Source organism: Hyphomicrobium sp. (assembly GCF_019753045.1).
Lineage (GTDB): Bacteria > Pseudomonadota > Alphaproteobacteria > Rhizobiales > Hyphomicrobiaceae > Hyphomicrobium_B.
The window spans coordinates 38975-52542 of sequence record NZ_JAIELN010000014.1 but is presented as its reverse complement, the minus strand read 5'-3'; the positions used below and the strand labels follow the sequence as shown (position 1 = coordinate 52542).

Here is a 13568-nt window from a genome sequence, read left to right as displayed (position 1 = left end):
ATTGTTCCGTGGCGACTCGGTGTCCGGCTGGCTCAGGGCCCGCGAATCAGGGCAATTTCCGGCCAGATTAATCTTTGAGAAATGCGGAGTTAGAGATGGCACAGCAGGTGCGGGCACCCCTGTCGGTTTACATGCTCGCTGATCATCTCGATGCCGCGCTCGCAGCGGGCGAGGACTTGATGGCTCGCGGCGGCGACTGGCGCGCGCTTACCGAGACGCCTGCCGATCCGAGCGACTTCATCCTGCGTCAGCGCGCAGTTGCGGAAGAGGTGCGCAGCTTCGAATTGATGCTCGTCGCCCGCATCCTGAAGGCCCGCACCCACGCAAGCTCACTCGCCGAGTGCGACGACCGCTTCCGTGCCATTGCAAAGCTCTTCGTCTCGGGCACGGCTATCCTGCTCGATGCCGTCGAGGAAAGCGGCGACGCCAGAGCCTCGGATTTCGACACAGCCGACGACATCGTCTCCTACGTTCGGAGCCGCGGCCTCATCGCGCTGGATGCCCCGGCTATTCGCGTGGCTTCGGATCTGACGATCGACGACAATTTCCTCATCGCGAAGCGCATCGCTCTCGGCCCGCTACTCGATATGGCGGCGGCATTTCTCGATGCGCTCGACGTACAGTACGATCTTTTTGGCGGCGATGCGCCGGTCACGTCGAACGTGCGCACGTCCGACGCCGAAGAGAGCGAGCGGGCGCGACTCAACTGACGCGATCGGGAGTGCCTTACACGCCCAACGCCGCTCTGAGCGTGTCGGCCGCCTCCGTCAGGCGGTCTTGATCCGAACAGCGCAGCACCAGATCCGACGCTGGCCGGCCATCGCGCAGCAACGGGTAGCTTCCCATCTGCACATCCCGGTAGCGGCTCTGGTGGGCGGAGAAGATTTCGGCGATTTCGCTCTCCGGACGATTGACCGGTATCGTGATGGACAAAAGCTTGGCGCCGGTCTCCAGCGTCGGCGTCAGGCATTGAAGCATCGCCCGCATGATGCTCGGGACGCCTGCCATGACGAAAACATTGCCAAGGCGAAAGCCGGGCGCGGCCGACACAGGATTTTCGATCAAGTCCGCGCCTGTCGGTATCCGCGCCATGCGAAGGCGCGCCGGCGTCAATTCGAGGCCCTTGGCGGCGTAATAATCGCTCAGAATTTTTTCGGCTCGCGCGTCGTTGACGATCGGAACGCCGAAGGCTTTCGCCAGGCTGTCGGCCGTGATGTCGTCGTGGGTCGGGCCGATGCCGCCGGTTGTGAAGAGATAGTCGTAGCGGCGGCGCAGGGTGTCGACGGCGGCGACGATATCGGCCTCATCGTCCGGCACGACGCGGACTTCGCGGAGCCTGATACCGACATTCGTCAGATGCTCGGCCAGCGCTCCGATATTCTGATCTTTGGTTCGCCCGGAAAGGATTTCATCGCCAATGACGAGCAGAGCCGCCGTCACGATCCGTTCTTCTGCCAAGGTGCCGCTCACCGATATGTGCATTGCTCTTTTGTCTTAGCATCACCGGCCGCTGCACGAAAACACTTGCCCGCCGGTCCCGCCGCCCGATAAGGGCTTAGCGATGAAATTCGCACATCCCCTCGTCCCCGGCATTCTCATTCAACGCTACAAGCGGTTCCTCGCCGACGTTACGACGTCGGGAGGCGTCACGGTGACGGCCAGCTGCCCGAATACGGGCTCGATGCTTGGGCTCGCAACGCCGGGATCGCGGGTTTGGCTCTCCGAAAGCGACAGCCCGACGCGGAAATATCGCCATACGTGGGAAATGATCGAAGCCGATCTCGGCCAAGGGTCGCATATCGTCGGCATCAATTCCGGGCGTCCGAACGCGCTCGTGACCGAGGCCATTCAGGCGGGGCTCATTACGGAGCTTTCCGGCTATTCGACGCTGCGGCGCGAGGTGAAATACGGGCTGAACAGCCGGATCGACATTCTTCTTTCGGGCGGCCCCGATAACCGCGATTGCTATGTCGAAGTGAAAAACGTGCACCTGATGCGGACGTCGGGGCTCGCGGAATTTCCGGATAGCAAAACCGAGCGGGGCGCCAAGCATCTGCGCGAGCTTTCGAGCATGGTCGAGCAGGGGCATCGCGCGGTCATGGTGTTTCTTGTGCAGCGCAGCGACGCCCAGAAATTCTCGGTAGCCGCCGATATCGATGCCGCATATGCCGCGGCGTTTCGGTCCGCGGCGGCTTCCGGAGTCGAAATGCTCTGCTATACGTGCCGCCTCAGCCCTATGGAAATCGAGGTTGAGAAGCGGATCGAGATTGCCGACCTTCCATAGGAAAAAGCCGAACAACGGCCGAAACGAAAAAGAGAGAGCCAACGTACTCTCCACAAGACGACGGCGTTAGGGCGCCGAAAAAGGAAACGGAACCCAAGGTGACGAGCCATGTATTCACGGCGCGATTTTTCACGATTGGGCATCGCTCTGGGTGGAGCCTTAGCGATGCTGAAGTCGGCTTCAGGGTATGCTAAAGCGGCGCCTGAGACGTTCGAGATTACGAAGTCCGATGATGAGTGGAAGAAAGAGCTGACGCCGGAACAGTTCAACGTTCTGCGCAAGCATGGCACCGAGCGCGCCGGGACATCTCCCCTCGACCAAAATGACGCCGCCGGCACTTATGACTGTGCGGGTTGCGATTTGGCGCTTTTTTCTTCAGCAACCAAGTTCCATAGCGGCACAGGCTGGCCGAGCTTTTGGAAGCCGCTGGACAACGCTGTCGCCACAACCACCGACAACAGCTATTTCATGACGCGTACGGAGGTTCACTGCCGGAGATGCGGCGGACACCTCGGACACGTCTTCGAGGACGGGCCGAAGCCGACGGGTTTGCGCTATTGCATGAACGGCGTGGCCCTGAAGTTCATTCCGAAGGCGATCGGTTAATCGCCCAATCTCCCCGCCGGCAACTCCCTTCATGGGCCGTCGCGCAATTTCGCGGCGGCTTTTTGCGTTCCGGGGTTCGCGGATTGGTTTGTGACAGCGTGTTCATTGTGGCTGCCTTCGACCCCGGCCTGCGCCCGGATAACTGGGGCGGTGGGGGAACTCGTTATGCTCCCGGCTGAGTGCTACCGACGCAGCGCTGTCCTGACCGTTTGAAATAAGACGCTAATTTTACAATATGGGGCGTTCGCGCCTTGCGCACAGCGCGCGACGAGCCCATCCGAGCATAAAAGGGCCTCGGATGTAGGCCTTTTTCGAAAGATTGGCCTGGTAGTCTGGAGCACGGCGGCAACGCCATGCGTTGTATGTCGCAAGCGAAGCTCGGCGGGTATAGATGTGGGACTTGCGGGGGCAACGGATTTCTCCGAACCGGGCGTTTCATCTCCGGGTGACAGGACGAACAGAGCCGATGCGTGCCGTGTTGTGACGGCATCCGGCAGGATTGAAGCGGAAAAGAGCGACGATGACGCTACTTCGGTGGGTTTCTACGGTTGTCGTTGTCGGCGCTCTCGCCGGTGGCGTTTATTACACAATGCAAGGCCGGACGCCTGATGGCGCCGCTGCCAGCCGGCGCAGCGGCATGGGAGCCGGCGGCCCCGTCGCAGTGGTCGCCAAGAACGCCGATACGGCGGACGTGCCGGTTTATCTCGAGGGTGTCGGGTCGGTCAAAGCACTCAACACGGCAACGGTCCGCGCGCAGGTCGACGGCCGGCTCTTGAGCATTAACTTCACCGAAGGCGAAGACGTCAAGAAGGGTGATGTGCTGGCGAAGATCGATCCCGTGACCTACCAGGCGCAGCTCGATCAAGCCATCGCCAAGAAGGCGTTGGACGAGGCACTGCTCGCCAACACCAGAAAGGATCTCGAACGATTTCAAAAGGTGGGTACGCTGGCTATTTCACAGCAGCAGATCGATACGCAGATCGCGCTCATCAAGCAGCAGGAAGCACAGGTCAAATCCGATACGGCGTCGATCGAGAATGCGACCGCGATCCTCGGATATACGACGATCGTCGCGCCGTTCGACGGCCGCACGGGCATCCGCCTCGTCGACGAAGGCAACCTCGTTCGCGGGGGAGACGCCGGCGGCATCGCCGTCATTACGCAAGTACAGCCCATCTCCGTGGTGTTCACGCTGCCGCAACAACAGTTGCCGACGTTGACCAAATCGAGTTCCGAAGGGACGCTGGTGGCGCATGCGTTGTCGACCGACAGCCAGACCGAGCTCGATACAGGTACGCTCAAGGTCATCGACAATCAGGTCGATCAGCAGACCGGCACGATCCGTCTCAAGGCCGAGTTCCCGAACGACAAGCGCCAGCTTTGGCCGGGGCAGTTCGTCAACGTCCGCCTTCTTGTCGATACGCTGAAGGGCGTCGTCGTTGCTCCGACAGAAGCCGTGCAGCGGGGTCCGGACGGCACGTATGTTTACGTCGTCGGCGCCAACAACACAGCCGAGATGCGTCAGGTGAAAATTTCGCGGCAGGACGATAAGTTCGCCGTCATCGCCGAAGGTTTGACGGCTGGAGAGAAAATCGTCACGAGCGGTTTCGGCCGGCTCAAGGACGGCGCGGCCGTTTCCGTCACCGACGGCTCGGCGGCTCCGGCGGAGAAGCCCGCGGTAAAGAAGAAGCCGTCGGATGGCAAGCAAGCTGCCGATGCGGACAAAACCGCGAGCAGCATGCAAGCGGCACAAGCTGCGGCTCAGGCCTCACCGGAAGCAGCTCTCGTGACGGGCTCGACCAGCGAGGGCGGCAAGCGCTCGGGCAAACACAGTCAGTCTCACCGGGATAGCGGCGCATCGCCATGAGCGTTTCCCGGCCCTTTATCGAGAGGCCGATCGCGACGTTCCTACTCGCGGTCGCGACCGTTCTCGGCGGTATGCTCGGCTACTTCGCCTTGCCGATATCGTCCCTACCGCAGGTCGATTTTCCGACCGTCGAGGTCACGACCGAACTTCCGGGCGCAAGCCCAGAGACGATGTCGACGCTCGTCACCGCTTCGCTCGAACGCCAGTTCGGGCAGATCCAATCGCTTGCGTCGATGTCGTCGACCAGTTCGTTCGGCCTCAGCCGCATCACGCTGCAATTCAATCTCGACCGCGATATCGATGCTGCGGCCCAGGACGTGCAAGCCGCCATCAACGCGGCCGGCTCGACGCTACCGCGCAACCTCCCCTACCCTCCGACCTACTCGAAGGTGAACCCAGCCGACACGCCGATCGTCACGCTCGCGCTGACGTCGGACACCCAGTCGCTGCGATCGCTTTCCGATCTTGCGGATACGCTGCTCGCGCAGCGCCTCGCCTCGGTGTCGGGCGTCGGACACGTTGCGATCGAGGGCGGCATCAAGCCCGCTGTCCGCGTCGAAGCCGACGTCTCGCGTCTTGCGAGCTACGGCCTCAGCATGGCCGATCTCAGCACCGCCATTGCCAGCGCCAATGTCGCCGGGCCCAAGGGCTCGCTCGATGGCGCGAAGCAATCCTACACGATCGCCGCCAACGACCAGATCGATCATGCGAAGGCCTACGAAGACGTCATCATTGCGTATCGCAACAGCGCGCCGGTTCGCATCAAGGACGTCGCTCGCGTCGCCGATGGTCTCGAAAATACGCGCGTCGGCGGCTGGTATAATGGCAAGCCCGCGGTCATCGTCGACATTCAGCGGCAGCCGGGCGCCAACGTCCTCGACACCGTTTCGCGCATCAAGCAGGAATTGCCGCGCGTCGAACGCAGCATGCCGGCCGGCGTCAATCTCGCAATCGTCAGCGACCGCACGGGCACGATCAAAGCGTCCGTCAATGACGTGCAGTTCACGCTCGTTTTGAGCGTCGGCCTCGTCATCATGGTCGTGCTCTTGTTCTTGCGTTCCTTCCGCGCGACGATCATTGCGGGCGTTGCTCTGCCGGTGTCGTTGATCGCCACGTTCGGCGTCATGTACTTCTGCGGCTTCAGCCTCGACAATCTCTCCCTGATGGCCTTGACGATCGGCACCGGCTTCGTCGTCGACGACGCGATCGTGATGATCGAGAACGTCGTGCGCCACATCGAAAAGGGCGAAAAGCCGATGAAGGCCGCCCTCGACGGCGCGCGGGAGATCGGCTTCACCGTCATCTCGCTGACGCTGTCGTTGATCGCGGTTTTCATACCATTGCTTTTCATGACCGGCCTCGTCGGACGCATGTTCCGCGAGTTCGCCATGACGCTGACGATCGCCGTCGTCGTCTCGGCCGTCGTGTCGCTGACGCTGACGCCGATGATGTGCTCGAAGCTCCTGCGCAGCGGCGGCCATGACGAAAAGGAAGGCGTGATCGGGCGGTTCTTCGAGCGCGTCATCAACGGCTACGGGCGATCACTGGAATTCGTGTTTCGGCATCAAACGGCGACGCTTCTCGTCGCGCTGCTGACGGTCGTCGTCACGATCTGGCTCTATGTCATCATGCCGAAAGGCTTCTTGCCGGACCAAGACACCGGCGCGATCACGGCTGTCGTCGAAGGTGGCCCGCAGATCTCATTTGCCGAGATGTCCCGCTTGCAACAGGATGTTGCCGCCATCGCCGCGGCCGATCCTGACGTTACGGGCGTTGCGTCCATCGTCGGCATCGGGCAGCTCAACGCTACGCAGAACGTCGGCAGCCTCAAGATCATGCTGAAGCCGCGCGACGAGCGAAAATCGAACGTCGTGCAGGTGATCCAGCGCCTGAAGCACGCCGTCAGGCCAACACCCGGAGCGATCGTCTACTTCCAGCCTGTCCAGGACGTACAGATCTCGACGCTGTCAAGCCGCGCGCGTTATCAGTACACGCTCGCCAGCACCGACGTCGAAGAGGTTTCCGAGTGGTCGAAGAAGATGGCGGCCGCACTTCATGCGTCACCGTTCCTTCGCAATGTCGCATCGGAGGAAGTCGACGGCGGACTCATTGCGCGCATCGACGTCGATCGCGTCACCGCTGGACGGCTCGGCGTCACGATGCAAGCCGTCAACGATGCGCTGAGCAACGCATTCGGCCAGCGTCAGGTTTCTACGATTTACGAGCAGGCCAATCAGTATCGCGTCGTCCTCGAAGCGGCTCCCGAATATCGCAGCGACCCGTCGCGATTGAACCGGCTCTACGTTCCGTCGAGCACGACGGGGACGCAGGTTTTGCTAACCTCCGTCGCAACCATCGCATACGATACGGCGCCACTCGCGATCAGCCATCAGGATCAGTTCCCGGCGATCACGATCAGCTTCAATCTGGCGCCCCAAGCGTCGCTCAGCGACGCGCTCGCCGCAATCGACACGGCAAAGAAAGAGGTCGATCTGCCGGCATCGGTGACAGGCACGTTCTATGGCGATGCGGCTGAATTCTCGAAGTCGCTCGCCAACCAGCCCTGGCTGATCCTCGCCGCCATCGTTACGATCTATATCGTTCTCGGCGTTCTCTACGAAAGTCTCATCCATCCGTTCACGATTTTGACGACGCTGCCGTCCGCCGGCATTGGCGCGGCTCTGGCGCTCGAGCTCACCGGCAACGATCTTTCGTTCGTCGCGCTCATCGGCATCATTCTGCTGATGGGCATCGTCAAGAAAAACGCGATCATGATGATCGACTTCGCGCTCGATGCCGAACGCGAGCGCGGACTTTCGCCGCGGGATTCGATCAAAGAGGCGGCACTGCTTCGCTTCCGGCCGATCATGATGACGACGCTTGCCGCGCTGTTCGGCGCGCTGCCGCTGGCGCTCGAAAGCGGAACGGGTTCGGAGCTTAGAAATCCGCTCGGCATCACGATCGTCGGCGGTCTGCTCTTGAGCCAGCTCCTGACGCTCTACACGACGCCGGTCATCTATCTGACGATGGAGCGGCTTCGCGCGCGCCTCGGCGGCGGCCGGTCTGTCGATACGAGAGAAGAGATCGAGCCAACTGCTGCCGGGATGACAGCCAAAGCAAACAGCCTCCCGGCGGCCGCGGAGTAGGCGATGAACGTCTCGCGCATCTTCATCGAGAGGCCCATCGGAACGGCGCTGCTCGCCATCGGCCTGTTTCTAGCGGGCGCGGTTGCGTACGGGCTCCTGCCGGTTGCGAGCATGCCGGCGATCGAGTTTCCGACCGTGCGCATCATGGCGACGCGTCCCGGCGCCGACCCGACCACGATGGCATCGAGCGTCGCCTCGCCGCTCGAACGGCGTCTCGGCGAAATCGCTGGCGTCACGGAGATGACGTCGACGAACTCGCTCGGCTCGACGTCTATCGCGATGCAGTTCGACCTCAATCGCAACATCGACGGCGCGGGCCGCGACGTGCAGGCGGCCTTGAACGCAGCGACCGCAGATCTTCCGGGCGACCTTCCGCAAGTTCCGACATTCCGGAAAGCGAACCCTTCCGCCGCGCCCATTCTCATCCTCGCGTTGACGTCAAAGACGATGGCGACGGGCGCCATCTACGATACCGCCGACACCGTCATCGGCCAGCGTATTTCGCAGGTCGAGGGCGTGGCGGATGTGACTGTCAGCGGCGCGGACCAACCGGCGACGCGCATCCAGGTCGATCCCACGCTCGTTGCTGCGATGGGCGTCAGTTTCGAGGATGTGAAGAATGCCGTTTCCAACGCCAACGATCTCTCGCCAATCGGATCGGTGGATGGGGAACAGCAAACGATCATACTGCAGTCGAACGAGCAGATGACCGAGCCCGACGAGTACAAAAACATCGTCGTCAAGAACATGCCGAACGGCGATATCGTCAAGGTCGGGGACGTCGCGACAGTCATCAAGGCAACGCGAAACGCGCGCTCGTCCGCGCGGTTTGGCCATGCTCCAGCGGTGCTTCTGATCATCACGAAGACGCCCGAGGCGAACGTCATCGACACGGTCGACCGGGTGAAAGCGCTGCTTCCCCAGCTCAAGGAATGGATTCCTGCTGGGATAGACATTTCGATCCTCAGCGACCGGACGACGACTATCCGTGCGTCCGTTCACGATATGCAGTTCACGCTCGGGTTGACGATCCTGCTCGTCATGTCCGTCGTGTTCGTTTTTCTCAGACGCCCGACGCCGACGATTGCGGCGGGGATAACGGTGCCGCTGTCGCTCGCGGGTACATGCGCTGCGATGTGGGCCGCAGGGTTTTCGATCAACAATCTTACGCTGATGGCGCTCGCCGTCGCCGTTGGCTTCGTCGTCGACGATGCGATCGTGATGATCGAGAACGTCTATCGCAATATGGAAAAGGGCATGAAGCCCTATGCCGCCGCGCTCGCAGGATCCAGGCAGATCGGCTTCACCGTCATTTCGATCTCGGTATCGCTGGTCGCGGCATTCATCCCGGTTCTGTTCATGACCGGGATCGTCGGCCGGCTGCTGCACGAGTTTGCACTGACGCTGACATTCGCCATCGCCATCTCGGCCGTCGTATCGCTCACGGTCACGCCGATGATCTGCGCTCACTTCATCAAGTCTGGAGCCGAGGCACACAGGAATCTCGCCGACCGCATTTTCGAGGGGGCGCTTGCCCTTGTCGTCAGGGGCTATGCCTTCACGCTTAGAATTGCCCTCCGCAATCAGCTCGTGATGCTCGCGGTCTTCCTGGCGACGATCGTGCTGACCATCCATTTCTATTCAGTGCTGCCCAAGGGCTACCTGCCCGAGGACGACACCGGCCTGATCATCGCTGCGACGGAGGCCAACGCCGACGTGTCATTTGCAGAGATGAGCCGGCTCCAGAAGCAGGCTCTCAACGTGATCCTCGCCGATCCGGCGGTCGACAACGTCGGCTCATCCATCGGCGCCGGCGGCCCCAATCCGACGCAGAACCAAGGCCGCATGTTCATCAGCCTGAAGCCGATCGAAGAGCGCCACAATGTTTCGACCGCAGTCGTCATCGATCGATTGCGCGCGCCTCTCGGCAAAATCGTCGGACTGGCGACGAGGCTCATGCCGTCTCGCGACATTCGGGCCGGAGCACGCTCCGGCAAGGCCGACTATCAATATACACTGTGGGCGATCAACGCCGAGGATCTCTACGCGTGGGTGCCGAAAGTCATCGATGCGGTGCGTGCCGTTCCTGGACTTGCGGACGTGACGTCCGATCGCGAGGCCGGGGGACTGCAACTCAACGTCAACATCAATCGCGACGTCGCGTCACGACTGAACGTCGCAATCGTCGATATCGACAACGCGCTCTCGAACGCCTTCTCGCAAACCCAATTCTCGACGATTTACGGCGATCGTAACCAATACAAAGTCATTCTGGAAATCGATCCGAAGCTCCAGGCGCATCCCAAGGATATATCGCGGATCTATGTGCCGACGATCGACCGCACGCAGCAGATCCCGCTCTCGAGCGTCATTTCGACGAGCGAAGGTATCGCGCCGCTGGTCGTCAACCATCAGGGCCCGTTCCCTGCCGTGACGATCAACTACAATCTGCGGCCCGGCGTCAGCATGGATACAAGTCTCCAAGGCATCGACGCCGCTCTCCAGGCTTTGCATATGCCGGAGACAATTCACGGTGAACCTGCGGGTGACGCCAAGGCGTTCGTCGAGCAGGCGCACCAACAGACGCTGCTGATCCTGGCGGCGCTCGTCGCGATCTATATCGTGCTCGGCGTTCTGTACGAAAGTCTCGCGCATCCGCTGACGATCATCTCGACGCTGCCTTCGGCGGGCCTCGGTGCGTTGCTTGCGTTGCAGATGGCAAGCATGGACCTCTCGGTCATTGCGCTCATCGGCGTCATTTTGCTGATCGGCATCGTGAAGAAGAACGGCATCATGCTCGTCGATTTCGCGTTGCATGCGGAGCGCGAGCGCGGGCTCTCGCCGCAGGCTGCGATCTACGACGCTTGTCTGCAGCGGTTCCGTCCTATCTTAATGACAACGCTGGCCGCGTTGCTCGGCGCCATTCCGCTCGCCGTTGCGGTGGGCCCTGGGTCGGAATTGCGCCGGCCGCTCGGCATCACGATCATCGGCGGGCTTGTCGTCTCTCAGATCCTGACGCTCTACACAACGCCGGTGATCTACCTGCTGCTCGAGAAGCTCAAGGCAAGATTTGCGCGCGACGGCGAGAAGACTCCGCCGGCGGCCTCCACGGCCGAAAGCGCCTAATCGAGAGCCCCAGGTCTCCAGCAGTTCCGGCTATCCCGGATGGCGAAAGTACGCCACACAATCAGCCAAACCTTACATTTCAGCAGCACACAGACGGAATCGTCCTCGACACAGTCGCGATTGTTAAGATAGCGTTCTTTCAGTTTCCTTGCCGATCATGACTGGCTGGATTTCTCGTCAGCCGTGGCGGCATCAGGATGACGCCCTTCCTCTAGCGTCGCCCCAGTTGAGATCGAGCGGGATGAATGACCGCCCCGTAGAGATGTGCGCATTCGGAACGGCGGCGCCGCCGGTGGAAACACAGAAGCGGCGAGAAGCGTCCTGTTGGCGATTACTCAATATCCTGAGCTCTTTTTTATTGCCGGTTTGGCGCGAAGAGACGTTCGTGTCCGCCAACGACGTCGAAGGATTGTTTGGCCGCGTCGCGCGGCGGGATTCGTTCGACTGGTTTACCATTGCCGGTCAGCTCGGGTATCCGTCAGCTCGGCTCGCGGCGGCCATTGCTGCGGAAATCCGCGCTCTCAGTGCAGCAATCAAAGACAGGGACCGGGACGCCTTTGCTGATGCGCGAAAGGTCCTTCTCGAGCTTCCCACTCGCCGCTGCGTCTATGCTTTTCTGAAGCGGAAAAAGATTGCGGACGAGCCGAAAGCCGGTTGGATTTTCATGCTGGCCAATTCCGAAAGTGAGCTGATCTCGGCCGGGATGACGACCCGTACCGTCGAGCATCGGCTCAAGGAAATCAATCGGGCAGCAGACGTAGAGACTACGTTCGGGATTTACCGTTGCTGGCGCGTTTCGAATCCGGTCCGTGCCGAAAACATCGTAATCGAAGCTCTCTCGAAAAGCGGATGCTACCAAGCGCCAGCTTCCGTCGCCGGAAAGAGGTTAGACGCCGCCATCGACGACAGCGGGCTCGAAATTAGAACACTGAATGCCTTGGGCTCTTTGGAAGAGCGTCACCTCTGGGAATCCTTCCCTCGTCATTTCTTTGGCGGATTCCGCAAGGCGTCGAGCCGCCGCTAGTTCCGCATTACCGTTACCTCGGCACTCCCTGAATAGAGTTGGCTATGCCCGCTTTTTGCGACTTAACGCGATTGGCCGCATGCTGACTTTCCTGCCATATCGACCACTCTATTCGCCGCGATTCACCTATAATTTCTGAATTTTGGTTTAGGAATGTGGTTACAAGGCCTTTCCGCTAGCTGAGCAAAGATTGCCGTGTTCAATTCCGATACCCGGGGCGCGATATCTACGACCGGAACGACAATGATGAAATTAGAGGCAGGCATCGCGAATGCCGCACATCTTTGTGCCGAAGGCGATCCGACGCTGAGCGTCGAGACGATAATCGACGACTCCGGCCTGAACGATTTGATTGCGCAATGGGATTCGCTCCACGAGCGCATTTCGCCTCGCCTGCCGTTTACGACGCACTTATGGGCTTCGACCTGGTGGCAACACTACAAGCGCAACAATGTAAAGGCCAAAGACTTCCCTCGCCTTTTCCTATTGCGTAACGACAGCGGCGAGCTTGTCGCGGTTGCCCCTATGATTGTGACGCAACGGCCTGGCTATGGGCCGCTGAGCGCGAAGGAACTTCAGTTTTTCGGAGCGGACTCAAACGTCACAGAATTCCGCGGTCCTCTCTGTCTGCCCGAGCACACACCCGCAGTCGTTCGCTCGATCTCTGTTTTTTTGGATAACGCGAACGGAGCCGACTGGGTGCAGTGGCGCGGACTGCGATTGCAACAGGCGGCGACAACGTTGCCCGCGAGAATCCGTCAAACGCCTTATCTAAACACGACGGTTCATATTCTCCATCTGGCACCGACCTGGGAGCAGTTCAGAGCGAACTTATCCAGGAATATGAAACAGGCCATCAGAAAGTGTTACAATTCTCTGGCCAGCGAAAAAATCACGCCTCAGCTCCGCATCATAGACAAGCCTGAGGATGTACCAGCAGCGCTTGATCGACTTTTTGCTCTTCATGCGGCTCGCGCCAATGCAGCCGCTTCGATCAAACACAACAATGTTTTTGCTTCGCCTGTCAGCCGTTCCTTCATGCTTCAGTACTGCACGGAACTCGCTCGGCGCGGAGCGCTCCGAATTTTTCAGCTCGTGATAAACGACGAGGTCGTGGCGACCAGAATTGGCTTCAGATTCGGCGACGAATTATATCTCTACTACTCCGGTTACGATCCCCGCTGGGGCCGCTATAGTGTAATGACGACAGTCGTTGTGGAAGCCGTCAAATGGGCGATCGACAACAAGTTGCGGATCGTGAACCTATCTACCGGAACCGATATTTCGAAAGCTCGCTGGGATCCGCACGTCATCTCCTATGCGGGAGGCTTTTCGGTCCGCAAAGGCTACAGAAGCCGAGCTCTGTTCGACATGGTTTCCCGCTACCGCGAGCGGTCGCTCCGAGCAATCATTACTGCCACTCTGGTAGCTCCCCAGCTTCAGGATAAACTGGGGTTACTTGTCGTATAATCGTTGAAGTCCCGCGTGCACGGAAGCTTGCTGCGGACCAATCGA

9 protein-coding genes are annotated in these 13568 nt (G+C 60.4%); 8 read left to right on the top strand and 1 reads right to left on the bottom strand.

What is annotated here, in order from left to right; all coding sequences use genetic code 11:
• The first annotated feature begins 95 nt into the window (after positions 1-95).
• Positions 96-710 carry a hypothetical protein gene (locus K2Q04_RS15955; RefSeq protein WP_291165688.1) on the top strand — a complete coding sequence of 205 codons (615 nt, stop codon included), beginning with the start codon at positions 96-98 and terminating at the stop codon, positions 708-710.
• Between the two features lie 16 nt (positions 711-726).
• On the opposite strand, the gene K2Q04_RS15950 is transcribed toward K2Q04_RS15955, so the two are convergent.
• Positions 727-1482 carry a molybdopterin-binding protein gene (locus K2Q04_RS15950; RefSeq protein WP_291165687.1) on the bottom strand — a complete coding sequence of 252 codons (756 nt, stop codon included), beginning with the start codon at positions 1480-1482 and terminating at the stop codon, positions 727-729.
• Between the two features lie 79 nt (positions 1483-1561).
• On the opposite strand from K2Q04_RS15950, the gene sfsA reads away from it, so the two are divergent.
• The 7 genes from sfsA to K2Q04_RS15915 all read left to right on the top strand — a co-directional run bounded on the left by sfsA (position 1562) and on the right by K2Q04_RS15915 (position 13523).
• Positions 1562-2284 (top strand): DNA/RNA nuclease SfsA, encoded by a 723-nt coding sequence (gene sfsA / locus K2Q04_RS15945; RefSeq protein ID WP_291165686.1) that lies wholly within the window; start codon positions 1562-1564, stop codon positions 2282-2284.
• Positions 2285-2449: 165 nt separating this feature from the next.
• Positions 2450-2890 (top strand): peptide-methionine (R)-S-oxide reductase MsrB, encoded by a 441-nt coding sequence (gene msrB, locus K2Q04_RS15940; protein ID WP_291165685.1) that lies wholly within the window; start codon positions 2450-2452, stop codon positions 2888-2890.
• A gap of 520 nt (positions 2891-3410) precedes the next feature.
• Positions 3411-4757 carry an efflux RND transporter periplasmic adaptor subunit gene (locus K2Q04_RS15935; protein WP_291165684.1) on the top strand — a complete coding sequence of 449 codons (1347 nt, stop codon included), beginning with the start codon at positions 3411-3413 and terminating at the stop codon, positions 4755-4757.
• Complete coding sequence (locus K2Q04_RS15930; protein WP_291165683.1) at positions 4754-7903, top strand: efflux RND transporter permease subunit; 3150 nt, start codon at positions 4754-4756, stop codon at positions 7901-7903. Before K2Q04_RS15935 ends, K2Q04_RS15930 begins: the two co-directional genes overlap by 4 nt.
• Before the next feature lie 3 nt (positions 7904-7906).
• Entirely contained in the window at positions 7907-11029 is a 3123-nt protein-coding gene (locus tag K2Q04_RS15925) for an efflux RND transporter permease subunit (protein WP_291165682.1), read from the top strand.
• 385 nt (positions 11030-11414) lie between these two features.
• A complete protein-coding gene (locus K2Q04_RS15920; protein ID WP_291165681.1) occupies positions 11415-12053 on the top strand; it encodes a hypothetical protein in 639 nt (212 codons plus the stop codon).
• A 243-nt stretch (positions 12054-12296) separates the two neighbouring features.
• Positions 12297-13523 carry a GNAT family N-acetyltransferase gene (locus tag K2Q04_RS15915; RefSeq protein ID WP_291165680.1) on the top strand — a complete coding sequence of 409 codons (1227 nt, stop codon included), beginning with the start codon at positions 12297-12299 and terminating at the stop codon, positions 13521-13523.
• Positions 13524-13568 lie beyond the last annotated feature (45 nt).